Consider the following 24305-nt stretch of genomic DNA (forward strand, 5'->3'; position numbering starts at 1 on the left):
TTCTATTCATGGCATTGATGCGATGGATGACGCTGATGTCAGCCGAGGTAAGGGATTTTTGTCAATGTTGCCGGAGCGGTTCCGCCGCCAGCCCACTGATCGCCCCAGGTAACAAAGCTGCCGTCTTTATTCACTGCGAGGAACGCACCATATGCAGTGGCATAAATGGCGCGGACATTGGTTAATTTTGCCGCGACGGCACTGCTGTCGCCGCCTTTCGTTTTCATGCCCCAGGTCACCACGCTGCCATCTGACTTCAGTGCGGCGAATGCATATTTGTTGGCACTGAGAGCAACGACGTTAGTTAACTGCGCTTTCACTGCGCTGCTGTCGCCACCCAGTTCCGGATCGCCCCAGCTGATGACCGTACCATCACCTTTCAGTGCAGCGAATGCATATTCTGTCGCCTGTACTGATTTTACGTTCGTCAGGGAAGACTGAACGGCATTCAGACTATTTCCCATCCGTGGCAGATCACCCCAGCTGATAACGGTGCCATCAGTTCGCAATGCGGCAAATGCCGTTTGCGTTGAATAGATATTGCTGACGTTGGTCAGTGATGCTGTCAGTGAACTGGAATCGGCTGCTTCAATCTGGGGTGTAAAACCAAAGGCAAATGCGGCTCCGGTGTTGGATACTGCCGCCGCCGCATTACCGCTGACATAAAGTTTCGAGATGTCTGCCAGCGTTGGATTAATTTCGGCATCACCTGATTGTGCCGCGTAGCCGTAACCCCAGGTCACTACCTTGCCATCTTTACGTAAGGCGACAAAGTCAAAGTTATTCCCGACGATCTGCGTTACGCCAACCAGTAAGGGCTGAACTGCTGACGAGTTCCCGCCCGCATCCTGATCGCCAAACGTCACCACGGTACCGTCGCCTTTCAATAAGGCATACGCACCTTCGGTCGAAGCCTGCGCTTTGACGTCGGTCAGCAACGCCAGCGTGACAGGGTTGAGACCAGTTTTCGCATCACCGATATAGCCGTCCACGCCATCGGTGACGCCACGGAAATTTCCCCAGGCAGCAATCGAACCATCTTTTTTTGTCACGAAATAGGCGAGTCTGCCTGGCATGACGGTAGCGATGTTGGTCAGTGGGCTGGTAGCGATCGCGCCTGTTGCCGGATAGACTAAATTCGGATCGGTGACAGCGACATAGCTGCTGCCCCAGGCCTTCATTGTATTGTCGCTGAGCAGCGCTGCAAAGCCGCGCTCGGACGCGTATAACTGAGAAATACCCGTGATTGCCGCAGCGGTGCTGGTTTGTCCGCCCCAGACCGGATTGCCCCAGGCCACGGCGCTGCCGTTTTGTAGTACCGCAAAAGCGGAAAGTGCGGTATGCACAGAATTCGCTGCGAGCTTCTGGCTGGCAGTAGCGCTTGAGCAGCTTGCCGTCGCAGTCAGAATGGAATTGGGTTGTGTGTCCTGAATGCTGGTGCCGCTACCCACCGCAACGCCAGAAGAATTTTGCCAACTGACTGTTGGCGTCGTGGCGCAGTCCGTACTGCTGACGACTGCGGTTAATAGCGCGCCGCGTGCGCCGAAAACATCGATACTGACGGTTGGTGGTGTGGGTGGCGCGACCACCGCCGGAGCACTGCTGCCACCGCCACAGCCTGAAAGCCCATAACTGACGCCGATGCTGATCAGTGCGCTTGCAAGATATTTCCTGTGAATACTGCCATTTGCCTTGGATTGCTTCATTTGTATGCACCCCTCCATGTAATGGGAATTACCAGTCCGAATCATTGATATTTAAGTAATTAATTGGACTATCCTAGCATCTGTATTGCATTTATGGAACTTACTGTTGGGAAATTACATATAAAAATGTAAAAATTTTTACAACTTTGGTTTTCCTGAATTGACTTTGGGACGGCGCCAGCAGCTTTTCGACAGCTCAGGCATACTGCGAGCTTGATCGCCGGAATGATCTGGCGTACCGGGCTATCGCAAGATAGTTAATTATTTGAATTAAACGAAAGGAATGATGATGAGCATACAAATTGGCGAACATTTACCGGCAGGCAGCCTGGCAGAATTTATCGAGGTTGCTGGCGAAGGTTGCAGTATTGGCCCGAATACTTTCCAGGTTGCTGATCTGGTCAAAGGAAAAACGATTGCGATTTTTGGTCTGCCAGGTGCATACACGCCAACTTGTTCGGCACAACATCTTCCTGGCTACATCGCGCATGCTGCTGAATTAAAAGCCAAAGGCGTTGATGAAATATGGTGTGTTTCCGTGAACGACGCATTTGTGATGGGCGCGTGGGGCCGCGATCAGAAAGCCACCGGCGTCGTGCGTATGATGGCCGACGGTAATGCTGCATTCAGCAAAGCGCTGGGTCTGGACGCAGATTTCAGTAAATTTGGCATGGGTATTCGTTCCCAGCGTTATTCTTTGCTGGCAGTTGACGGCGTCGTCAAGCAACTGAACGTGGAAGCTGGCGGAAAATTTGAAGTATCCAATGTGGAAACCTTGTTAGCGCAACTCGCTTAATTTTCAGTTTCCATGAGAGCAGCGCCGCCATTTCTGGCTGGCGCTGTTTTTTTATATAAATGATTTTTTTACCGCTCGTTTGCGGTATATCTGTTTTTGCAACAGCGAATGACCGTGCCAGCACATCGGCTTGGCGTGACTCGTTATAATACGAAGATGTTAAAGCAAATCACTATCAAACAAGAAGTCAGAACCATAGGCGTGGGCCTGCATTCCGGCACCAAGGTCGAACTGGTATTGCGTCCTGCACCGGTGGATACCGGCATTGTTTTTACCCGTACGGATCTGACCCCGCCATTAGTTTTCCCGGCCACCGCAACCGGTGTCGGCGACACCCGCATGGCATCCACTTTATCCAATGGTGACGAACGGGTTTCGACGGTCGAGCATCTGTTATCTGCATGCGCCGGACTGGGTATCGATAATTTGTATATCGATGTCAGCGCTGAAGAAATTCCGATTATGGATGGCTCCGCATCGTCGTTCGTTTACTTGTTGCAGGAAGCCGGGTTGCAACAGGAAGACGCAGCCAAGAAATTTATCCGCGTATTGAAACCGGTAGAAATCCGCGAGGGCAAAGGGGCCGCTGAAAAATGGGCGAGACTGGAGCCATATAACGGTTTCAAACTGCATTTCTTCATTGAATTCAATCACCCCGCTGTGGATGGCACGGTGCAGACTGCCGAGGTCGATTTTGAAAAAGTCTCGTTTGTCAAAGACGTCGCCAGAGCGCGCACTTTCGGTTTCATGCAGGATGTGGAAATGTTGCGCGGCATAGGCCTTGCCCGTGGCGGTTCCATGGAAAATGCGATCGTCATGGACGAATACCGGATACTGAATTCAGATGGTCTGCGTTTCGACGATGAATTCGTGCGCCATAAAATTCTCGATGCCATCGGTGATCTGTATCTGATCGGTCATCCTTTCCTGGCCAGCTACACAGCGCACAAATCCGGACATGGACTGAATAATCAATTGTTGCGTGCTTTGTTGGCACAGCCGGATGCGTACGAGATTGTGACGTTTGATGATGTGCAGAATGCGCCCGTCAGCTATGCCGGACAAGCCACACGCGAATGGGTTGCCGCCTGATTTCAGGGGAGTATGTCGTAAAAAACGCTTATTCTCAGCGTAAATAAAGGGGTTTAATAGATACTGGGGGGAGTATATTTTAGCTCTCAGCGGCTTCGATTTTCCGGTATTGATGTCTTTGGCGCTCATCCACCGATCTCAATCAGGCAAAAAAATGGCTACCGCACGGTAGCCATTTTTCGTTGATCGCGCCGGTGTCGTTAATCAGGCAGCCTGCGCTGGTGTTGATGTGGCGCTGAGCTTAAAGCGCTCGCGTATCGCCTGCACGATGCCATTGCTATCGAGACCGCACTGGCTCAGTAACAATGCCGGATCGCCATGATCGATAAATTTATCCGGCAAACCAAGGATCAGCAAAGGCTTGCAGATGCCAGCTTCGGCCAGCGCTTCGGCAACGGCCGATCCGGCGCCGCCCATTTTGCAGCCTTCTTCCACGGTCACCAGAACATCATGCGAGTCAGCAAGAGTTTTCAGTAATTCGACATCAAGCGGCTTGATGAAACGCATATTCGCCACGGTCGCATCCAGAATATCAGCGGCGTGGAGCGATGGTTGCAGCATAGAGCCAAAGGCCAGAATGGCGATCTTGTTGCCCTCGCGTCTGACTTCGCCTTTACCAATAATCAGACTGCTCAATTCAGTATCAGGTTTGACGCCGATACCGGCGCCGCGCGGGTAGCGAATGGCGGCAGGCCCGGGGTAGTTGTAGCCGGTCGTCAACATCTGGCGACATTCATTTTCATCGGAAGCAGCCATCACGACCATGTTAGGAATGCAGCGCAAATAGGCGATGTCGTAATTGCCCGCGTGGGTGGCGCCGTCTGCGCCAACCAGCCCGGCGCGATCCAGCGCGAATGTCACATCCAGATTTTGCAGGGCGACGTCGTGGATCAACTGATCGTAAGCGCGTTGCAGGAAGGTCGAGTAAATCGCGACAACAGGTTTCAGACCCTCGCAAGCGAGGCCGGCGGCAAATGTGACGGCATGCTGCTCAGCAATGCCGACATCGTAATAGCGCTTAGGAAATTGCTTTTCAAATTCCACCATGCCTGAGCCTTCACGCATGGCAGGCGTGATTCCTACCAGTTTCTGGTCGCTGGCTGCCATATCGCACAACCATTGCCCGAAAACCTGGGTATAGGTTTGTTTCGCTGACGTGCTTGGTTTGATCCCTTCGGCTGGATTAAATTTGCCAGGGCCGTGATACAACACAGGATCGGCTTCCGCCAGTTTATATCCCTGACCTTTTTTGGTGACCACATGCAAAAACTGCGGCCCTTTGAGTTGCCGGATATTTTGCAGTGTCGGGATCAGCGATTCGAGATCGTGGCCGTCAATCGGGCCGATGTAATTGAAACCGAATTCTTCAAACATCGTGGCTGGTACCAGCATGCCTTTTGCATGTTCCTCAAAGCGTTTGGCGAGTTCCAGCACTGGCGAAGGCAGTACAGATTTGCCGACGTTGCGCGCTGCTGCGTAGAATTTGCCGGACATCAACCTTGCCAGATAACGGTTCAGTGCACCGACCGGCGGCGAGATCGACATATCGTTGTCGTTCAGTACCACCAGCAGGTTGATGTCTTCATGTACCCCGGCATTGTTCAGTGCTTCAAATGCCATGCCGGCAGTCATGGAGCCATCGCCGATGATGGCAACCGCATGCCGGTCTTCACCTTTCGTGCGGGCGGCCAGAGCCATACCTAACGCCGCAGAAATTGAAGTCGATGAATGCGCAGTGCCAAAGGTATCGTATTCACTTTCGTCCCTGCGCGGGAAGCCGGAGATGCCTTCCCACTGACGCAAAGTGTGCATGCGATCACGCCGGCCGGTCAGAATTTTGTGCGGATAAGTCTGATGGCCAACGTCCCAGATCAAACGGTCTTCAGGTGTGTTAAATACGTAATGTAGCGCCAGTGTCAGCTCTACCGTACCAAGATTGGACGACAGATGCCCGCCGGTTTTGGAAACGGAATCAATCACGTATTGGCGCAATTCATCCGCCAGCGGCGCTAACTGATGGCGCGACAACAGCCGCAGATCGGCAGGAGAGTTAATTTTTTGCAGTAAATTCGTCATAGTTAAGTGCTTGTTATGCTTGTCGCTGCACGATCAGGTCAGCCAGATCCCGGAGCAATTGTGCTTTTTCGCCAAAAGAATCCAGCGCGCCGTGTGCTTCGCGGCAAAGTTGCTGAGCTAATTCCTGCGATGCCGGCAGACCCAGCAGGCTGACATACGTCGGTTTATTGTCCGCGGCGTCTTTACCGGCTGTTTTGCCGAGTGTTGCAGAGTCAGCCGTCGCATCAAGCACGTCATCGACGACCTGGAAGGCGAGGCCGATTGCCGCAGCATAGGTGTTGAGCGCAACAGTTTCTTCCGGATTTAATGTTTTGCCACAGGAAGCGCCCAGGAGTACCGAAGCCCGCAGCAAAGCGCCGGTTTTTAAGCGATGCATTTGTTCCAGCTGTTCGCGTGTCAGTGCCAGACCAACGCTGGCGAGATCAATGGCCTGACCACCACACATGCCGACCGAGCCGGAAGCATGGGCAAGCAGGCGCACCAGCCCGAGTCTGGTTTCTGCACTGGCATTTCCCTCGGAAAGAACCAGAAACGCCTGTGCTTGTAACGCATCGCCAACCAGCAAGGCGGTTGCTTCGTCATATTTCACATGGACGGTCGGCTTGCCACGGCGCAGCGCATCATCATCCATGCATGGCATATCATCATGTACCAGCGAATAGGCGTGAATCATTTCGACTGCGGCGGCAGCGCGATCCAGCGCTTCTTGCGGCGCATCGAATAATTGTCCGGCTGCATAGACCAGTAATGGGCGAACGCGCTTACCACCATCCAGCGCGGCATAACGCATAGCTTCGTGTAAATGACCCGGAACAACGGAGGCTTGCGGAATGAAATCCGCTAGCGCACGTTCGCATTGATCCTGTTTTTGTTGCATCCAGACACGGAATTGTTGGCTCATGTGAGATCCTCATCCCCATTGTCTACATGGAAAGATTTCAACATTCCGGCTTCCAATACTTTGACTTGTTGCTCCACTTTATCCAGCTGTGAAGTGCAAAATTGAATTAATTCAGCGCCACGCTGATAAGCAATGACAGAGGCTTCCAGCGGCAGATCCCCGGCTTCCATTTTTGCCACCAATCCGGTTAGTTCATTCATTGCTGCCTCAAAAGAGACTGGCGTGTTGGCGGGATCCGGCTGGTTTGCGCCAGCGTTTTTTTTAGGCATATTGATATTTAATGACTAACAGCGCGTGAAATTACGCAAAAAAGTAATGTAACGTTCTATTTTAGAGCAAACAAGTCAGCTTGGCGGTGATTCTGCTTTTTTAGTCCCGATGTTTACTTACAATTTGAAATAATTGTTTCAGTTGGGAAACCGGTGTGCTTGCGCGTAGAGATTTATACTGAACGCAATCTGAAATTGCATTCAAAACATTTCCATGTGGAAAATATGCGTATATAGTGTGCTCAATGGCCTTTTTATTGACTGTATATTGCATCGTAAGTCACTGATCTTGTTGAAATAATCAGATTTCATCCGTGATACGCGCAATTCCTCAACTTCCACAATTGAGTGCCGTAAATATGAGTCTTATTTTCTACATTTGTTGCATCTGATAAGGTTTTCTTTTCAATTATGAGTGGTCTTCATCCATTACACGCAAAAACAGCGACGGGCTCTGCCGCCGCTGAGGACGTGTTGCGTGGATTGATTCCGCTGGCAACGCATCTGGTTGTGTCGCAACTGGATGCATTTTCTTCACGTTTGTCGAATGCTTTTCTGGCGATGTCTGAGCAAAGCATGGATTCGCGCGAAGCAAATCTGAGTTTCAATGCCGGGCAGATACTGAAAAAAAATGCGTATGCGTTTTATCATTTATCTTCTGCCGATGTAGAAAAAGCGTTTCGCCAGGAAGTGGATCTGCTGATTTCACCCAAGCAATCTGGAAACAGAGTAAGTACGGCAACGGATGCAGATCTGAGTCTGATCAGTTATGAAGAAATGGATAAAAAGCTGGCTCTCAGCAGAGTCAGCCGCACAATAGAGCTCGATAGCGCAGAGCAATATGCGGCATTGAACATGCGGTTGTCGCATTTGCTTGGGCGAGAAACATTAAGTATTGCCCAGAATCCGTTCCGCCCGGATATTTTGCTGAATGCTTTGTACTCAGCATGGTGTCAGTTTGATCCTGAGGTGGGAACGCATGAGATGGTACTGCCTTTGTTACGAGCCGATATTTTGTTTGATCTTGAACCGATTTTGTACGAGATCAATTCGGCTCTGGTGAAGAAAGGAATTCTGCCTGATTTGCAGGATTCTTACAAAATTCGTCGCAATCAAAACAAGACGACCAGTCCGGCGGATGACGAAACGGAAGCTAAAAACGCGGAACAGGAAAGTCATTCACAAGACATAGCGCAAAAGCTGAAGCGTTATTTTTCCGGTGCGCAGAGTCAGCAACAAGCACCACGCAGTAACGGAAATTACTCTGATCATTCCGGATTTGCATCCAATCCTGCTGAGTCCCGCCTGTTTCAGCATCTGGCAGAATTTCAACAGAATCTGAAACTCAATCAGATGATGTCCGGCGCAGGCGAGGTAATGCGCCTGTCGCAAATGCGCGAACATGTTGCAGACGTAGCGACGACAGGCGTTGAAAAACATACGCTCGATTTGTTGTCGCAGGTCTTTGATAATGTTTTCCGTAATCAGGCAATTCCCGCACCGGTAAAAGAACTGATTTCCGTTCTGCAGGTACCGGTATTAAAAGCGGCATTAATTGATAAAGAATTTTTCTTTAAAGATCAGCATCCTGCGCGTCGCCTGATTGATCTGTTGTCCCGTTACAGTTTGTCCTTGGATCAGAACAAAGGCGCACAAGATCCTCTGTTCCAGACGATGAAGCGCAATGTCGAACGAGTATCGCAAGAGTTTGATCAGGAAATTGCCTTGTTTGACGAGGTCGTTACCGATCTTGAATCTTTCATCGAGAAAGAAGAACAGGCAAATGCGCAAGCATTAGAAGCACCGATCAAGAGTGCGATCCGCAAAGAAAAAATTAAGCAGGCGAGCATACATGCGAATCAGGAAGTCGCAATCCGTGTTGGTTCCGGCGAAGTCGTCGCTTTTGTCGAGACTTTCTTGGAAAGCCGGTGGATTAAGGTATTGACGCTGGCTTACAGTGTCAGAGATGAAAAGCCACATGCGGTGCAAGATGCGATCAAGACGATGGATGACCTGATCTGGAGTGTGAAGCCAAAATTTACCTTGCAAGACAGGCAGGAATTATTAAATCGTCTGCCGGCGATTCTGGCACGTCTGAATAAATGGCTGAGCCTGATTAAATGGGAAGATGCCGATCGCGTACAGTTTTTTGCTGAACTTTCTGAGTGCCACGCGTCTATCGTGCGCGCACCGTTAGAGTTATCGCCAGACCGGCAGTTGGAGCTTGCCGTTGAAGCTGCGCAGCAAGCGACCGAACGTCGCTTGGAAAAACGTGCCGAAGCTGAGAAAAATGCAGCGCAGGAAGAGCTTGCCACTGACGATGAATTTGTCGATGTTGTGCATCAGCTGGAACGTGGTATCTGGATAGAATTCACCCAGGAGAATGCGCAGATAGCCCGAGTCAGGCTCGCATGGGTCAGCCCTATGCGCAGCCTGTATATTTTTACCGCGAGTGAAAAAGAAAAAAGTTTTTCTGTCTCCGCAAAAAATCTGGAACAGGCATTCCGTGAAAAACGTGCTCAGATTTTACAGTTAGATAAAGTCGTTGATCGCGCATTGCAAGAAGCGCTGGCGACGTTGCCGGATTCGCCGGACGCACAGCTGGAAGCACGCGAGCCCGCAGCCTGATTGATTGCTGCTCAGGCTGAGGTGGCATGCCAGTTTCATCAGATATTTTTACTCATACGCCGCCAGGCGATTTTGTTCCTGAATACTGAAATACCGATCCCGTAATTGTTGTAGTGCCGCGATTTTGTCAGTCGTACTTTTATTTTCATCCCTGCTCAGCAACTGCCTTCTTTGCTCAAGATAGTTTGCGATCCGTATTTTCCATTCTGCTTCTTCCCTGTCCAGATCGGCCAGTCTGTTGGCTGCTTCAGGACTGACAGCAGCCGCCCGCATCCGGTAAATATCGTCCTCGCTCGCACCGCTGGAACGTAATTGCTGCGCCTGTTCTTCCAGTCGTATGATCTGGTATGGCGCGCTCTTCGCTTCGCGAAGTTCCTGTGACATTGTGGCGTCCAGGGCTTGAAGTTTTTCCTGTTTTTGTTTATCGCTGTAGGCAGGGTTTTGACTAATCTCTAACCGTGCCAGTGCATCCATATCGTAAGCATCATCAAAGCCAAACAGCGCCTGATTGTCTTTAGCGCTAAAAAATTGCAAGCGTAATTTCTGCATGCTTTGCCAACGGTTCTGCATCGCTGAGATCATGTCGTTGCTCATGTTATTTGTGTGACTTGTCGCTGATGCTCCGGTATTTTTCTCCAGATCGAGTAATGCCTGCTTGTACGCAAGGTAGCGTGTCAGTAATTCTTTTGCCTGCGCTGCTGCATGCGGCTTGAGTTTCTGATCGAGTACGGTTTCGATTTCGCGTTTAATGTCCGGAATGCTTTTCTCACCAGTGGCAGCAAGGTAATAATCAAACATCAGTCGTAATTCAGCGTTGACGACCAGATTTCCATCGTCTGCTTGTGTCGCTTGTCCATCTACGCTGGTGCCTTCCATCGATCGTACAAATGAAAACATGCGGTCTTGAGGTGTCAGCCTGATGGCCTGCTCTTCGTGACTACCTTGTTTCGACATCAGGAAAAAAGAGGCGACGATCAGAATGAGCGTCGCTGCCAGAAAAGTCAGATTTCTTGTTTTCATAAAATCCCGATCCGGTATATTCAGAAAATCTTCAGCGCTGGTGTTTCTGCTTACAAGCCGCTATTTTTCAGGCGATTTGCATGCTGCCGGTATATCGTCACCGGATTCGTTTCAAAAATATTGACAAGGCCTATGGTCTGATTCACTTCGTCAAGATGATTCATCGCATAGTCATCGCGAATAACCTTGCCGAGATGGGATGAACAACTGCTGACCAGTCCGTCGTTTTTGCTACTGCCAAAGGCCAGCGAGGTCAGTGATAAGGCCGGATCAACGGCATCAAGAACATTGGTATATGGTTTTGCGCCACTCCATGAGTAATACGCAACATTGTTGACCTGATATGCGCCTTCACCGCAAGCAGTGGTCGGTACGCCTTCCGGATGTTTACTATTGAATTTCAGCGAACCTGCGGTGCTGAGGGAATTGGCTGCAGCCAGTGCATCTTGCGATAAATTAGGCTGACCCGACAAGAAGCTGATGACTTTCGCCAGACCGTTAGTCACGGAAACAAGCACGCTGTTTGTCACAGAGCCCGGCGGCGCGATGCCCAAAATAATATCTGCCACAGCGGAACCCCGGTTGACGCCACCGACTGAGGTGACTGATGCGACCAGATCTGGCCTGACCGATGCTACATAGCGGGTCGTTGGCCCACCGTGACTATGACCGATCAGATTCACTTTACTGGCACCGGTGACTGCGAGAATTTGCTTAACCTGCGTCAGCAATTGTTCACCGCGCACTTCTGTGCTGTTGGCCGCTGCGACTTGCGTGACATACACGCGCGCACCGTCTGAGCGCAGAGCCGATGGAATACCGTACCAGTATTCAACCGGGCCAATATTGTCAAATCCAAATAAACCATGGACTAACACAATAGGATATTTTGTCTCCGTATACCCTGCTGCCCATGTCTGAGCGGGCAGGGCGCAGATGGCAAACAAAATCGCCATCAGCTTTGTTATCAGTGTTTTTTTCATGTTGATTCTTTCGAATAAGTTAATTCAAATGAAACCGGATGGGAGCGTGTTTGCACTGAACTTCTCCGAGTTCTGGTCAAATCAGCCAGAATCAGGCTAAGTTCAGAGAAAGGTGAAGACAAGCTGCTATGCAGCATAAAAGTTGGATTTGGTTAATATAATTAATAATTTTCATCATATATTTGCACTTGCAGCAAAATTTTCTTCAGAGTGAGGCGGGTAGCAAGTGTCGTTTTTGATGCGGCGAAAGAGTGAAATTAGATGGTCTAATCTAAAAAGCATGGATGTTGTTTGTTTGCCGATGCGAGAGGCCTGTGTTGAGACGAGCGCCGTATTGGTTTAATTATTTGATTTTTCTCAGGAAATCATTGCTTGCGGGGCGAACCTGCGACGATTCGGGTATAATCCGCGGTTCTGTCCAAAATTTCCTCTTCAAGTCGTTTGATCGTTTGAACTTTCGTCTGGATTGAAAACCCAAGCGAAAACAGGTTTTTGTGGATTCTTTCTCTCTTAGGTTGGTGCAAATTAATTTGGGGGGTGGGGATGTCCGATCTGGCTTCTTTGTCTACACTCGCGCGTTCTGACGCGCAACTTCCGGTGCATGTCTATTTTGATGAAACGCTGTTACAGCGCGAAATCAAAGACCTGTTCCATTCTGGTCCTCGTTACGTCGGTCACGAGTTGATGGTGCCGAATCTCGGTGACTTCGCAACTTTAGCGTCCGAAAACGAAGGGCGTATGCTGGTTCGCAGCGCTCAGGGTATCGAGCTGATGTCTAACGTCTGTCGTCATCGTCAGGCGCTGATGTTTAATGGCCGCGGCAATGCAAATAATATTGTTTGTCCGCTGCATCGCTGGACCTATGATCTCAAAGGTGAACTGATCGGTGCTCCGCATTTTTCAGATACGCCTTGCATGAATCTGAAGCGCACGCCATTGCAGAATTGGAATGGCTTGCTGTTTGAGCAAAATGGTTACAACGTCATGGAACGCATGGCGCAGCTCAGCGTCACCAAAGATCTCGACTTTACTGGCTACATGCTAGATCACGTTGAGGTTCACGAATGCGATTACAACTGGAAGACGTTCATCGAAGTCTATCTGGAAGATTATCACGTCGAACCATTTCATCCTGGCCTGGGTAGCTTCGTCACCTGTGACGATCTGCGTTGGGAATTCGGCGAAGATTACAGTGTGCAGACTGTCGGTGTGAACAGTGGTTTGCTGAAATCCGGTTCCGAGAAATACAGAATCTGGCAAGAGCAGGTACTGAAATTCCGCAACGGTGAACCACCTAAGTATGGCGCAATCTGGCTGACCTTATATCCGAATATCATGGTGGAATGGTATCCGCATGTTCTGGTCGTCTCTACCTTGTGGCCTACTGCCACCGGCAAGACCAGAAATGTCGTCGAGTTTTACTATCCGGAAGAGATTGTTTTATTCGAACGCGAATTCATCGAAGCTGAACGTGCCGCCTATATGGAGACATGTATCGAGGATGATGAAATTGGTGTACGCATGGATGCCGGTCGTAAAATTCTGCTGGATCGCGGTGAAAACGAAGTCGGGCCTTATCAGTCACCAATGGAAGACGGCATGCAGCATTTCCATGAGTGGTACCGGAAAAAAATAGAAATCTGAGGTCGTTCAGATAGTTGAAGAGGGGAGGCGCGTGCCTCCCCTGTCTTTTGGAGTCAGGTTTTTATGCAGTCTTTGTGGATGTTGCTTGCCAGTTTTTTGTTTTCCATTATGGGTGTCTGCGTCAAACTGGCCTCAACGGATTATTCGACATCTGAAATCGTCGCTTATCGCGGCCTGATCGGCATGCTGATGATTGCCATGCTGGCCAGAATTCAGGGCGGGACCTTGAAGACACCGATGCCGTCTCAGCATCTGGTGCGTGGTGCGGTGGGTGTGCTGGCCTTATGGTTATGGTTTTACTCTATCGGTAAGTTGCCGTTGGCAATGGCGGTGACCCTGAATTACATGTCACCGATATGGATCGCGGCGATGATGCTGATCGGTGCCTGGTGGCATAAGCAGCGCGGCCTGACCTGGCAACCTATCGTCGCCATTTTGCTGGGGTTCATCGGCGTGGTTCTGTTGTTGCGTCCAAGCATACATGCGGATCAGGTGGTGGGTGGCATTATCGCCTTGGTTTCTGGCATGCTGGCCGCATGGGCGTATATGCAAGTCAGAAAAATGGGATTGATGGGTGAGCCGGAATACCGCGTGGTATTTTATTTTTCCATGACTTGTGCAATTGCTGGTGTGCTCGGTACTTTGATTGCTAAATCCGCACAAGCCTCCGCGCAAGAAATTGTCTGGCATCACCTGGATAGCCGCGGCATATTTTTGTTGCTGGCGATAGGTCTTACCGCCGCTTCAGCGCAGATGGCGATGACCCGTGCTTATCGCCTTGGTAATACGCTGGTGACGGCGAATCTGCAATACGTGGGCATCGTGTTTTCCAGTTTGTGGGATATGTTGTTATGGGATGAGAGTCTGGCATGGTTAAGCTGGGTCGGCATCGCTGTGATTTTATGCAGCGGCCTGATTGCCACTTTTTATAATGCCAGAGCAGACCAGTCACCGATTCACAGAGATGCGATTTGTTCAGAATAAAATTACCTGATAGTCCGCGATGTATTTTTTAGGAGAAGACGATGTATACCACCTTGATCAGTGCCGCAGATCTGGCCAGCCAACTCAGCAGCCAACTCAGCAGCGATACAGGCCGTAACTGGATCGTGCTGGATTGCCGCCATGATCTGATGAATCCGGATGCAGGCCAGACAGCATACGACGCGGGGCATTTGCCAGGCGCACAATTTGTTCATCTTGATCAGCGTTTATCCGCACCTAAATTATCCGCCGACGGTGTGTTCCGCGGTCGTCACCCGTTGCCAGAGAAAGAGGCGTTTATTCAGACTTTGCGCGATCTGGGTATCAATCATGACAGTCAGGTCATCGCTTATGATGCGCAGGGCGGAATGTTTGCGGCACGTTTATGGTGGATGTTGCGCTGGGTCGGACACGCGGCGGTGGCCGTATTGGATGGTGGTTTCCCGTTGTGGACAGCACAGCAATTGCCGGTGACAACGGCGCTGCCTGCTGTACGTATTGGCAATATCAGCCCCCAGCCTTCTTTAGTTGGACAAGTGAATGTGGATCAGGTATTGGCAAATATAGACACTCAGGAATGCACGCTGATTGATGCCCGCGCAGCAGATCGCTATCGCGGTGAAAATGAAACGATAGACCCGGTCGGTGGCCACATTCCCGGTGCGCTGAATCGCTTTTTCAAAGATAATTTACAAGCCGATGGCCGTTTTAAAACAGCGCCTGAGTTGAACGCAGAATGGCGAGCACTGTTGCCGGATCCAGGCAAAGCGATTATGCAGTGTGGTTCCGGTGTGACGGCTTGCCATAATCTGCTGGCGCTGGAAGTGGCCGGATTACCAGGCGCAGCCTTGTATCCGGGTTCCTGGAGTGAGTGGTGTGCCGATCCTTCCCGTCCGGTTGCGCGTTGATGCATGGCTGTACCGTTTAACGCAGCTTAAGGCACAAAAAAAGGAGCTTCTTCAGCTCCTTTTTTATGCCCGCTGTGTTTTATCGGTGGCGCGTGACAAACAGCACCAGCAAGATTCCCATGGTGACGAGTATCACTTGTATTATCGTTTCCCGCATCGTTGCGCGGCGCTGCATTTGCGGCATCAGATCGCTGACGGCAATATAAATGAAGCCGGACGAAGCCATCACTAATACATACGGAATCAGATTGCTCGCACGTTCCAGTGTGAAGTAACCGATCACGCCGCCCAGCACACCCATCATGCTACAGGCGAGGTTATACATATAAGCGCGCATGCGGCTGAATCCGGCGTTCAGCAGAACGATGAAGTCGCCGATTTCCTGCGGAATTTCATGCGCAATAATGGCAAACGCGGTGACAAAGCCTAATTCAGGATTGGCCAGAAATGCTGCCGCGATCAGGATGCCGTCGGTAAAATTATGCATGCCATCGCCAACCAGTATCATCCAGCCAGCTTTGCCCGCTTCGTGCGCATCATGGCCGTGTTCGTGATGATGACCGTCGCCCTCATGATGATGTGAGTGACGTAAAACAGCAAATTTTTCCAGCAGAAAAAATCCAAGTAAGCCCGCCAGCAAACAGGCGAATAAAGAACGCGTATCGGCTTTTGATTCAAACGCTTCCGGTAATGCGTGCAACAAGGATGTCGACAACATGATGCCGACAGACAGGCTGACCATGCGCTCGACCATTTTGGTCAGCAGTGAAAACGAAAAAATCGCAGCGGCAGAAATACTTAATACCCCGGCAATCGCGGTGGTAAAAAGGATGGATAACAGCGTGGAGTGAATTTTGAGCCTCGGGGATAATTTGCAACCAGGTTGCAAATTAAAGCACAGGCTGGCAATTTACGCAAATGCATGCATGCTTTTGCGGGTTGCCTCAATGCTCATAACATTGATGGCAACCCGCATTTTTACAGCAGCAATCAGGCGACGCCGTTGGCTTTCATCCAGGCGACACAACGGCTCCAGCCATCTTTGGCATCGGCTTCCACATAGCTGGCACGATAATCGGCATGGAAAGCGTGGCCGGAATTTTCATAGATGTTGAATGCCGAGTGACTATGGCCTTGCGCCAGCGCCGCCTCCATTTTCTTGACTGATTCCACGCTGATGCCCGTGTCTTTCGCACCGTACAAACCGAGTACCGGCGTTTTCAGGCTGGCTGCGATATCCATAGGGTGCTTAGGCGTGAGCGCGCTGGCGTCACCACTCAGGCGACCATACCAGGCGACGCCCGCTTTGACGGCAGGGTTATGCGCCGCATACATCCAGGTGATGCGCCCACCCCAGCAGAAACCGGTGATACCAAGGCGTTGCAAATCGCCGCCATTCTTGCCCGCCCAGGCAACGACGGCATCCAGATCGCTCATGACTTGTGCATCCGGCACTTTAGAAATCACTTCCTTCATCAGTTCTGCAATCGACGCATATTTGCCGGCATCACCCTGACGGATAAATAATTCCGGTGCCAGAGCCAGATAACCCAGTTTCGCAAAGCGGCGTGCCACATCCGCGATATGCTCATGCACGCCAAATATTTCCGAGATCACCAGTATCACCGGCAGATTACTTTTACCTTCTGGCTGCGCATAGTAGAGCGGTACTTTCTGACCATTGATGTCGAGCGAAACCACACCTGCACTCAAGCCTTTGGTATCGGTTTTAATCACGCTTTGCGCAAACACGGGCAGTGCTGCTGCCGCAAAGCCGACGCCGACTGCTGTCTGAATAAAATTTCTGCGATTGATGCCTTCATCAACATCCGTATGCCCGATCAGGCTGCGGCAGTCTTTTTCAAGTTGCATGGTGATCTCCGTTGGTATTTTTTTGGGGGGGAAGCTGCAAACGGGTGAGCAGCTGTGCGAAAGATATTAACCTGAAAAGAAAAATTATTCCGAAGCCGCCCCGGTTAGCGCAATCACGTCAATTGCCGCAGGCATATACGGCACTTTGGCCGCGCACGATAACGTCAGCACGGCATCGCCTTGTTGCTTTTTACGGTTTTGCGGTGTGCAACGTTGCCGCATCAAATAAGGCAGCTTTAACTAAAGCGCAATTCTGTTTTAAGGAAAGCATCGAATTATTCAACAATAGTTGAAAATCATTTCATCTGTGCAATGCGAAAACTGCATGGCTTCCTGTCGTACTATCGCCGCTATAGCGGCAATTGTCCGCAAGCGCTTTTAAAACAATGGAGATAGAAATGGTCTGGAGTCAGGTTTATGACCCGCTAGGCAATATATGGTTATCCGCCCTCATGGCGGCGATACCTGTGGTTGTGATGCTGGGATGTATTGCATTTGGTCATATGAAGGCGCATTACGCTGCGGGTCTTGGTTTAGCGAGCGCGTTGGCAGTGTCGATTTTTGGTTTCGGCATGCCTGCCGGGCTGGCATGGAATGCGGCAGGTTTTGGTGCCGCATTTGGTCTGCTGCCCATTGGCTGGATCGTGTTGAATATTATTTTCCTGCACCAGCTGACCATAGAAAACGGTTCATTCTCTGTATTGCAGGACAGCCTGACCGGCATCACCGATGATCGCCGCATACAGTTATTGCTGATCGCGTTCTGTTTCGGCGCATTCTTTGAAGGTGCTGCTGGCTTTGGTACGCCGGTTGCTGTGACCGCAGCGATCATGATAGGCCTGGGATTTTCTCCGTTGGCGGCATCAGGCCTGTGTCTGATCGCGAACACCGCGCCAGTGGCGTATGGTGCGCTCGGCACGCCGGTGATTGCGCTGGCGGCTGTGACAGGCATCGATCTGATGCAGTTGTCCGGCATGATCGGCCGTCAGTTGCCCTTATTTTCTTTGCTGGTGCCGTTCTGGCTGATCTGGGCGTTTGCCGGATTCCGCGGCATGCTGCAAATCTGGCCAGCTATTCTGGTTGCCGGTCTGAGCTTCGCGATTCCGCAATATCTGGTGTCGAACTTCCATGGCCCGTGGCTGGTGGACGTGGTCGCGGCGATTGTGTCTATGGTCAGCCTGATCTTGTTCCTGAAAGTCTGGAAACCGAAAAAAATCTGGACGTCGACTTCACTCAAAGGTCATGAAACCGATTCCGGCGAACCTGATCTGGAAAGTGAAAAACCGCATGGTCATGAAGCCGATGCCGCGGCAGCGATTTTCAAAAAGCACGATACCCGTGCGCTGGTGCTGGCATGGATGCCGTGGGTGATCTTAACGGCGTTAGTGTTTATCTGGGGCATACCAGAATTCAAAAAATGGGTCGATGGCATTTCTGTGTTCAAGATTCCATTTACCGGTTTGCATAACATGGTCGAGAAGGTCGCCCCTGTCGTCGCCAAACCGCATAAAGAAGCGGCGGTGTATACGCTGAACTGGCTGTCGGCCACAGGTTCTGGGATTTTCCTTGCCTCCATCATTAGCGGTTTGCTGATGAAATACAAGCCGCTGGATCTGGTCAAAATTTATTTCCGCACGATCTGGCTGGTACGTTATTCGCTGCTGACCATTGTGCTGATGCTGGCGCTGGGTTACCTGACACGCTATTCCGGCACCGATGCGACGCTGGGTCTGGTGTTTGCGCATACCGGTGCTTTCTATCCTATCTTCGGCACCTTGCTCGGTTGGCTCGGTGTGGCGCTGACCGGTTCGGATACGGCAGCTAATGTGCTGTTTGGCGGGCTGCAAAAAACCACCGCAGAGCAACTCGGTTTAAGCCCTGTGCTGATGGCGGCGGCCAATAGTTCGGGCGGTGTGATGGGCAAGATGGTCGATGCGCAGAGTATCGTGGTCGCCAGTACCGCCACACGCTGGTATGGACATGAAGGTACGATTCTGCGCTTCGTGTTTTTCCACAGTCTGGCGCTGGCGGTGCTGGTTGGCTTCTTCGTGTTTATGCAAGCCTACGTTGCGCCATTCACTTCACTGGTACATTAAAGACGCATTACAAACGATAGGGGCGATTGTCCCTGTCGTATAAAAAAATCCCTGTCACAGCGTGCTGTGCGCAGGGATTTTTTTCAGTGCTTCGCTGTTTTCTTAGGATGGCAATACGGCGTCAGATCAATGCTGTCGGCCGTCTGCGGCAGGCTGACGGCACCTGCTGGCAGCAAGCGCGCAAAGCTGCGCATGACTTCTTCTTCACCATGTACCAGAAACGTATGTGTGGCATGCGTATGCTGATGCCAGGCCAGTAATTCATCGCGGTCGGCATGCGCTGAAAAACCGTTGATGGTATGTACGCCAGCTCTGACTGCGATCTCTTCACCAAGCACACGCACTGTACGCGCACCATCGATAATTTCCCGTGCCAGCGTTCCTTTCGCCGCAAAACCGACGAACACGATGCTGGCGTTTTGTCGCCATAAATGATGCTTCAGATGATGCTGGATACGGCCGCCGGTACACATGCCAGCGCCTGCCATAATGACCGCGCCGCCGGAAAAACGGTTGATCGCCATACTGTCCGCCACATCCCGCGTGAAATGCAGACCGGGCAAATCAAACGGATCATGCTCATTGCTGAACATCGCTGCCGTTTCGGCGTCATAACAACCGGTATGCTGACGGAAAATTTCCGTCGCCGAGATCGCCATCGGTGAATCCAGAAACACCTGCATGGAACGCGGTAAGCGATGCTGCTGCACGCCTTCACGCAGGTAATACAGCAACTCTTGCGCACGTTCCAGCGCGAAGGTCGGAATCACGACATTGCCGCCGTGCCGGAAGGTGTCGGTAATCACCTGATACAGCTCTTCTATCGACAGATCCAGCGGTTTGTGCAGACGGTCGCCATACGTGGTTTCCATCACCACCACATCGGCTTTCGGCGGCGTCGTCGGGTTGCGCAGCAGCTTTCTGCCGTTGCTGCCAATATCGCCAGAAAAAACGATGCGACATTTTTTGCCATCTTCCGTCAGATTCAGCACGACAGAGGATGAACCCAGAATATGGCCGGCATCGATAAACGTCGCGGTGATGCCGGGCGCGATCAGCAGCTCCTGATCGTAATGCACAGTCTGGTTAAAGTGATCCAGCATATGCAACACATCATGCGTGTTGTACAGCGCTTCGGTGCGCTTGTCTTCACCGCGCCGCGCGCTTTTCTTGTTCTGATATTCGGCTTCCGATTCCTGCAGATGCGCAGAATCGAGCAACACGATGCGCGCCAGATCGCGGGTCGCAGCGGTGGCAATGATGTTGCCACGGAATCCGCGTCGCACCAGCAATGGCAGACGACCGCAATGATCCAGATGCGCATGCGTCAGCAACACATAGTCGATGGATGCCGCATCGAAGCCGAAGGCATCGGCATTCTCTTCATTCAGATTACGGCTACCTTGATACATGCCGCAGTCAATCAGTATGCGCACACCATCGCATTCCAGCAGATGGCAGGAACCGGTCACACCGAGATCGGCACCATGAAATGAAAGTTTCAATTGAATTTCCTCACAGAACAATCAGGGCATCGCGCTTACCGCTGCGCCGCCCGAGGTATCAAGTATAGCCAGTGTGATGCCATTCAGATAGCGAACACCGCACCATCGTCGGTGAATGCCGCAATGAATGCATGCATGCTGCGTTAGCGCAAACTTTGGGCGTTGTGTGACCTGCTTTGGCGTTGACGATGGCTGCGCCTTTTCGGCGCTAAATTCTCAGAAAACAAGATACTCCCCCCATATTTCATGAAAATCGCCCTGATCTTAGCAAGAATAAAGGGGCTTAAAATATACTGGGGGGAGTATATATTGGGCTGTTTGAAGGGTTTTTAACGCCGAACGTAGTGATGAGGCGAATAACAATGAATTTTGCCGTTGCTGGTTCAAGGGAATATGGAAGATACCTGGCTGTAGAGAAGTTTGGAATAGTGTGGCTAATTTTGCACTGGCATGTTAATTTCGAGTTCTGTCACTTCAAAACAAGTTAGGCCAAATATAATGCCTCGCTTATCTTTCAATGCAACCTTCGCAGATGGCACTGATGCCAACTCTGAATTAAGGAATTTTGCTGAATACATTGGTCTCGAATCTGTAACTAGCGATAGATATAGCTTTTTGCTCTTACTTCAACTTTTTGATGCGGCTAAATCTGGGCACTTAAATCCCGCGAAAGTAGTCAGTCAGATCAGGGTTCTGGAAGGGTTGGAAGCAAATAATGGGCTTAAGGCTCCTACCCCATTCAACCGCCCCGCGCTTAAAGGGTTGTGGCATCAGCATTATCTTGAGGACGGAATGGAAAGTTTCGCTAAAAATTTTCTAAAAGGCCTGGATAAATTTGGACTGCCATATTTCAACCAAAAAATTGTAGAAGCAGAGTTTGCGGGTGAAGAGCGGTATGTTACAGAGGCGGACATACCTCATATCGTAAATGATGCAGTTTCGTCGAATTGGGAAAGGCTTGTTGAAACTGAGTCTCTCACCGGAGAGTGGCTAATTTTCGCGAAATATGAGAGCAGAAACTATTATCTCTGCATAGGAAAACATAAGAGTGGCGATGATTATTTGCGCTCACAAATTGATGCCGTTTGTCTAAAGGAATTTCCTTTTTTGCAAAGTATTCTCAATGTGTAAACTATAATTTCAATCGAACAATTGATTGCATTCGACAATGTGATACCTTCAAAATTCATGTTGAGATAGCAACAGCGCGATAGTTTCCCCAATAAAAATCCCCGACAAATCAAACGATCTGTCGGGGATTTTTTATTGGGTAGAAATTTATTCCGGTTGCAGATAAAACGCGTCCGGTAATTGTGCGCCGGCGGTGGTGGTTTTGATGTCGCCTTTGGTGTTGGTCAGCACGACTTCGAGTTCCGGGCCGCCGAGTTCGATGATGACTTGTCGGCAGGCACCGCAAGGGGCGATCGGGCCGTCGGTGTCGCCGGTGACGGCGATTTGTTGAAAATCACCGGGGCGATAACCCGCGGCGACGGCGCTGAATAAGGCGGTGCGTTCGGCGCAGTTGCACAGGCCGTACGACGCGTTTTCCACATTGCAGCCGTGGAAAACTTTGCCATCTTTGGTCAGCACGGCCGCGCCGACTTTGAATTTGGAATACGGTGCATACGCGCGTTCGCGCGCCAGTTTGGCTTCAATGATCAGTTCTTGCATGTTCATTTTTATTTTCCATTTAAAAAGGCACGCCGGTCAGCATGCCTTTTTTGTTTAAGTTTATTCCTGATATCTACTGCGCATATTTTCTGCCTTTCAGATCATTTATACCCTGAAAGGCGCAGCAGGTTTGGGAGATTATTTTTTCACGCCCAGTTCGCGCAAACGTTCCTGCAGATAGCTGCCGGACGTGTGACGTTCAGACAGCACGACGTCTGGACGCGGATGCAGGAACAGGGGCAGTGAAATGCGGGATTTCTTCGCTTCTTCGCCGGTCGGATTCAGTACGCGGTGAATCGTCGAAGGGTAATACCCTTGCGAGGCTTCATCGAGCATGTCACCGATATTAACGATCAGCATGCCGAAATCGCACGGCACATCATGCCAGGCATTGTCTTTGCCCAATACCTGCAAACCGGCCTGGGTAGCGGCTGGCAGCACGGTCAGCAGATTGATGTCGCCATGAGCCGCTGCCCGCACTGCATCCGGCTCTTCATCGCCCGTCAGCGGCGGATAGTGCAGCACGCGCAGCAGGGTCAGATCGCTGTCGGTGATCATGTCAGACAAGGGCATCGAATACTTGGCCTTGATCTCTGCCGGTGTGTGATCTTCGACCCATTGCAGCAATTCAGTGGCGAGTTTGTTGCCGTGTTCGTAGTATTCCAGCGCAGCCTTGGAGACTTCGGATGGATATTGTCCCCACGGGTAGACATGGTAAAACTCTTTCAGATCGCGCTTGGCATAGCCTTTGGCGGTTTCGGAAATTTTCGGCGAAAAATAGCCGTCCATTTTTTCCGTAAACGCGTATTTGTTTTTCGCATCGGTCTGGAAAAACTCGTACCATTCCTGATAAATAGTATTGAGCAGATTTTGCGATAAAGGATGATTGGTCAGTACGCCAAAGCCGGTGTTGTGCAGGCTTTCGGTGAATTTTCTTGCCGCATCCGGATCACGGTAATCAACTGGTTGTATCAACATGACGGTTCCCCTTATTTTGCCAGTGCTGGTTTCAGCCAGTCGCCGGACAAGGTCTGGTCGATCAGTTTAGCGCAGGCCTCGGCATCCACTTTCATGCAGACGCGGGTTTCTGGTTTGCTGGCTTCCCAACCTGCTTGCGGGTAAGGAATCGCCAGTTTCGCCATCATGGTCTGACCATTGCCTATGCCTTCTTTGGCAACGCGCACACGGCCATTTTGTGTTTCAAAAATTTCCGGTGCGACCAGCCAGACAAACGCCAGCACGTCATGCCCGTAGCAAGCATGGCCAAGATCTGGACGTATGCTTTGGTAGAAGTTCGCGTAGAAATTCACGGCGTGCGACAGCGTGTCCATCGCCACGTGTTTGTGTTGTCCTGCCAGACGCGCAAAGAAGCTCGACGGCAAGACCACGCGATGCGTCACATCCAGACCAACCATGGTCAGATCCCAGCCTGCAGTGAAAACCAGATCGGCGGCATCCGGATCGTTCCAGACATTCGCCTCTGCGACTGGTGAGACATTGCCGGGTTCATCGACAGCACCGGCCATCAGCACGACTTTTTTCAGCAGCTTAGGCAGTTGCGGTTCCATTTTCAGTGCCAGACCCAGATTGCCCAGCGGGCCAACTGCAACCAGTGTGATTTCACCCGGATGCTGACGTGCCATCTTGACGATGAATTCTGCCGCGCTTTCCACTTCAGCTTTACCGCCGACTTCGATACGGGACGGCAGATTGCCGAGACCGTCTGCACCGTGGATGAAATCTGGCGGAGTGCCGGCGGCTTTCGCAAACGGCACATTCACACCTTGCGCCACCGGAATATCGCGGCCTGCGATGCGGGTCAGGTAGAGCGCATTGATGGTTGCTTGTTCGACGTACACATTGCCGAAAGTAGTGGTGATACCGACCACGTCGATATCCGGATGCGCGAGCGCGAAATACAAGGCCATTGCGTCATCAACGCCAGGGTCCGTATCGAAAATGACTTTATGTTTTGCTTGCATGAAAATACTCCAGGAATTAACTTCAACTGGCCATTGAACAGAACCCAGTTTGAAGCAATTTGTTGTGTTTGACCTGGTTCAAGGAGGCCGTTATTAACGTTGTCGATTTAAAAAATAAATCACCGGCAGCCAGTACGGGGCAAGCCCATACGGACGACCGGCAGGTTTTATA

Annotated in this window: 21 protein-coding genes; 8 read left to right on the top strand and 13 right to left on the bottom strand. The window is 50.9% G+C overall.

Translation table 11 applies throughout. From position 1 onward, the window contains the following. Positions 1–38 precede the first annotated feature (38 nt). The gene (locus H8K26_RS03530; RefSeq protein WP_190477335.1) at positions 39–1706 is read right to left on the bottom strand and encodes an RCC1 domain-containing protein; all 1668 of its coding nucleotides are present in this window, start codon (positions 1704–1706) and stop codon (positions 39–41) included. A gap of 289 nt (positions 1707–1995) precedes the next feature. Here H8K26_RS03530 and H8K26_RS03535 point away from each other — a divergent pair, with 289 nt between their 5' ends. After that, positions 1996–2502 (top strand): peroxiredoxin, encoded by a 507-nt coding sequence (locus H8K26_RS03535; RefSeq protein WP_190477337.1) that lies wholly within the window; start codon positions 1996–1998, stop codon positions 2500–2502. Between the two features lie 156 nt (positions 2503–2658). Then, a complete protein-coding gene (gene lpxC / locus H8K26_RS03540; RefSeq protein ID WP_190477338.1) occupies positions 2659–3594 on the top strand; it encodes a UDP-3-O-acyl-N-acetylglucosamine deacetylase in 936 nt (311 codons plus the stop codon). Positions 3595–3798: 204 nt separating this feature from the next. Here lpxC and dxs read toward each other — a convergent pair whose 3' ends face one another. Genes dxs through H8K26_RS03555 form a run of 3 tightly spaced genes read right to left on the bottom strand, consistent with a single transcriptional unit; the run spans position 3799 to position 6840 of the window. Further along, complete coding sequence (dxs, locus tag H8K26_RS03545; protein WP_190477340.1) at positions 3799–5670, bottom strand: 1-deoxy-D-xylulose-5-phosphate synthase; 1872 nt, start codon at positions 5668–5670, stop codon at positions 3799–3801. Positions 5671–5683: 13 nt separating this feature from the next. Next, positions 5684–6571 (bottom strand): polyprenyl synthetase family protein, encoded by an 888-nt coding sequence (locus H8K26_RS03550; protein ID WP_190477342.1) that lies wholly within the window; start codon positions 6569–6571, stop codon positions 5684–5686. Continuing rightward, positions 6568–6840: an exodeoxyribonuclease VII small subunit gene (locus H8K26_RS03555; protein WP_190477344.1), complete on the bottom strand. Its 273-nt coding sequence runs from the start codon at positions 6838–6840 to the stop codon at positions 6568–6570. Before H8K26_RS03555 ends, H8K26_RS03550 begins: the two co-directional genes overlap by 4 nt. Before the next feature lie 411 nt (positions 6841–7251). On the opposite strand from H8K26_RS03555, the gene H8K26_RS03560 reads away from it, so the two are divergent. After that, entirely contained in the window at positions 7252–9468 is a 2217-nt protein-coding gene (locus H8K26_RS03560) for a DUF1631 family protein (RefSeq protein ID WP_190477346.1), read from the top strand. Positions 9469–9516: 48 nt separating this feature from the next. On the opposite strand, the gene H8K26_RS03565 is transcribed toward H8K26_RS03560, so the two are convergent. After that, positions 9517–10488 (bottom strand): lipase secretion chaperone, encoded by a 972-nt coding sequence (locus H8K26_RS03565; protein WP_190477348.1) that lies wholly within the window; start codon positions 10486–10488, stop codon positions 9517–9519. 50 nt (positions 10489–10538) lie between these two features. Beyond that, positions 10539–11471, bottom strand: a complete 933-nt coding sequence (locus H8K26_RS03570) for a lipase family alpha/beta hydrolase (RefSeq protein ID WP_190477350.1) — start codon at positions 11469–11471, stop codon at positions 10539–10541. A gap of 543 nt (positions 11472–12014) precedes the next feature. Here H8K26_RS03570 and H8K26_RS03575 point away from each other — a divergent pair. From H8K26_RS03575 to H8K26_RS03585, 3 genes are all read left to right on the top strand, one after another. Next, positions 12015–13115, top strand: coding sequence for an aromatic ring-hydroxylating oxygenase subunit alpha (locus tag H8K26_RS03575; RefSeq protein ID WP_186896396.1), 1101 nt, complete (start codon positions 12015–12017; stop codon positions 13113–13115). 63 nt (positions 13116–13178) lie between these two features. After that, positions 13179–14099 carry a DMT family transporter gene (locus tag H8K26_RS03580; RefSeq protein WP_190477351.1) on the top strand — a complete coding sequence of 307 codons (921 nt, stop codon included), beginning with the start codon at positions 13179–13181 and terminating at the stop codon, positions 14097–14099. Between the two features lie 41 nt (positions 14100–14140). Continuing rightward, positions 14141–15007 (top strand): sulfurtransferase, encoded by an 867-nt coding sequence (locus tag H8K26_RS03585; RefSeq protein WP_190477353.1) that lies wholly within the window; start codon positions 14141–14143, stop codon positions 15005–15007. A gap of 79 nt (positions 15008–15086) precedes the next feature. On the opposite strand, the gene H8K26_RS03590 is transcribed toward H8K26_RS03585, so the two are convergent. From H8K26_RS03590 to H8K26_RS03600, 3 genes are all read right to left on the bottom strand, one after another. Beyond that, the gene (locus H8K26_RS03590) at positions 15087–15788 is read right to left on the bottom strand and encodes a ZIP family metal transporter (RefSeq protein ID WP_317889242.1); all 702 of its coding nucleotides are present in this window, start codon (positions 15786–15788) and stop codon (positions 15087–15089) included. 209 nt (positions 15789–15997) lie between these two features. Further along, entirely contained in the window at positions 15998–16879 is an 882-nt protein-coding gene (locus tag H8K26_RS03595; protein ID WP_190477355.1) for a dienelactone hydrolase family protein, read from the bottom strand. An 84-nt stretch (positions 16880–16963) separates the two neighbouring features. After that, a complete protein-coding gene (locus H8K26_RS03600; RefSeq protein ID WP_190477357.1) occupies positions 16964–17101 on the bottom strand; it encodes a hypothetical protein in 138 nt (45 codons plus the stop codon). Between the two features lie 176 nt (positions 17102–17277). On the opposite strand from H8K26_RS03600, the gene H8K26_RS03605 reads away from it, so the two are divergent. Further along, a complete protein-coding gene (locus H8K26_RS03605) occupies positions 17278–18975 on the top strand; it encodes an L-lactate permease (protein WP_190477359.1) in 1698 nt (565 codons plus the stop codon). 83 nt (positions 18976–19058) lie between these two features. Here H8K26_RS03605 and H8K26_RS03610 read toward each other — a convergent pair whose 3' ends face one another. Beyond that, a complete protein-coding gene (locus H8K26_RS03610; protein WP_190477362.1) occupies positions 19059–20480 on the bottom strand; it encodes an MBL fold metallo-hydrolase RNA specificity domain-containing protein in 1422 nt (473 codons plus the stop codon). Positions 20481–20978: 498 nt separating this feature from the next. Here H8K26_RS03610 and H8K26_RS03615 point away from each other — a divergent pair, with 498 nt between their 5' ends. Beyond that, on the top strand, positions 20979–21611 hold the full coding sequence (locus H8K26_RS03615) for a hypothetical protein (protein WP_190477364.1): 633 nt from the start codon (positions 20979–20981) through the stop codon (positions 21609–21611). Between the two features lie 147 nt (positions 21612–21758). On the opposite strand, the gene H8K26_RS03620 is transcribed toward H8K26_RS03615, so the two are convergent. The 3 genes from H8K26_RS03620 to H8K26_RS03630 all read right to left on the bottom strand — a co-directional run bounded on the left by H8K26_RS03620 (position 21759) and on the right by H8K26_RS03630 (position 24133). Continuing rightward, positions 21759–22157: a cytidine deaminase gene (locus H8K26_RS03620; RefSeq protein ID WP_190477365.1), complete on the bottom strand. Its 399-nt coding sequence runs from the start codon at positions 22155–22157 to the stop codon at positions 21759–21761. Between the two features lie 132 nt (positions 22158–22289). Beyond that, positions 22290–23129 carry an isopenicillin N synthase family dioxygenase gene (locus H8K26_RS03625; RefSeq protein ID WP_190477367.1) on the bottom strand — a complete coding sequence of 280 codons (840 nt, stop codon included), beginning with the start codon at positions 23127–23129 and terminating at the stop codon, positions 22290–22292. Between the two features lie 11 nt (positions 23130–23140). Next, the gene (locus H8K26_RS03630; protein WP_190477369.1) at positions 23141–24133 is read right to left on the bottom strand and encodes a nucleoside hydrolase; all 993 of its coding nucleotides are present in this window, start codon (positions 24131–24133) and stop codon (positions 23141–23143) included. Positions 24134–24305: the final 172 nt, after the last annotated feature.

The organism is Cognatundibacterium aquatile (assembly GCF_014699135.1).
Classification (GTDB): Bacteria; Pseudomonadota; Gammaproteobacteria; order Burkholderiales; family Burkholderiaceae_D; genus Undibacterium; species Undibacterium aquatile.

Coding starts and splice junctions, on each gene's coding strand:
- lpxC (WP_190477338.1), top strand. CDS start 2,659: ATGTTAAAGCAAATCACTATCAAACAAGAAGTCAGAACCATAGGCGTG.
- H8K26_RS03625 (WP_190477367.1), bottom strand. CDS start 23,129: ATGTTGATACAACCAGTTGATTACCGTGATCCGGATGCGGCAAGAAAA.
- H8K26_RS03565 (WP_190477348.1), bottom strand. CDS start 10,488: ATGAAAACAAGAAATCTGACTTTTCTGGCAGCGACGCTCATTCTGATC.
- H8K26_RS03600 (WP_190477357.1), bottom strand. CDS start 17,101: ATGCGGCAACGTTGCACACCGCAAAACCGTAAAAAGCAACAAGGCGAT.
- dxs (WP_190477340.1), bottom strand. CDS start 5,670: ATGACGAATTTACTGCAAAAAATTAACTCTCCTGCCGATCTGCGGCTG.
- H8K26_RS03535 (WP_190477337.1), top strand. CDS start 1,996: ATGAGCATACAAATTGGCGAACATTTACCGGCAGGCAGCCTGGCAGAA.
- H8K26_RS03550 (WP_190477342.1), bottom strand. CDS start 6,571: ATGAGCCAACAATTCCGTGTCTGGATGCAACAAAAACAGGATCAATGC.
- H8K26_RS03555 (WP_190477344.1), bottom strand. CDS start 6,840: ATGCCTAAAAAAAACGCTGGCGCAAACCAGCCGGATCCCGCCAACACG.
- H8K26_RS03530 (WP_190477335.1), bottom strand. CDS start 1,706: ATGAAGCAATCCAAGGCAAATGGCAGTATTCACAGGAAATATCTTGCA.
- H8K26_RS03570 (WP_190477350.1), bottom strand. CDS start 11,471: ATGAAAAAAACACTGATAACAAAGCTGATGGCGATTTTGTTTGCCATC.
- H8K26_RS03615 (WP_190477364.1), top strand. CDS start 20,979: ATGCCTCGCTTATCTTTCAATGCAACCTTCGCAGATGGCACTGATGCC.
- H8K26_RS03620 (WP_190477365.1), bottom strand. CDS start 22,157: ATGAACATGCAAGAACTGATCATTGAAGCCAAACTGGCGCGCGAACGC.
- H8K26_RS03560 (WP_190477346.1), top strand. CDS start 7,252: ATGAGTGGTCTTCATCCATTACACGCAAAAACAGCGACGGGCTCTGCC.
- H8K26_RS03605 (WP_190477359.1), top strand. CDS start 17,278: ATGGTCTGGAGTCAGGTTTATGACCCGCTAGGCAATATATGGTTATCC.
- H8K26_RS03595 (WP_190477355.1), bottom strand. CDS start 16,879: ATGCAACTTGAAAAAGACTGCCGCAGCCTGATCGGGCATACGGATGTT.
- H8K26_RS03630 (WP_190477369.1), bottom strand. CDS start 24,133: ATGCAAGCAAAACATAAAGTCATTTTCGATACGGACCCTGGCGTTGAT.
- H8K26_RS03580 (WP_190477351.1), top strand. CDS start 13,179: ATGCAGTCTTTGTGGATGTTGCTTGCCAGTTTTTTGTTTTCCATTATG.
- H8K26_RS03585 (WP_190477353.1), top strand. CDS start 14,141: ATGTATACCACCTTGATCAGTGCCGCAGATCTGGCCAGCCAACTCAGC.
- H8K26_RS03575 (WP_186896396.1), top strand. CDS start 12,015: ATGTCCGATCTGGCTTCTTTGTCTACACTCGCGCGTTCTGACGCGCAA.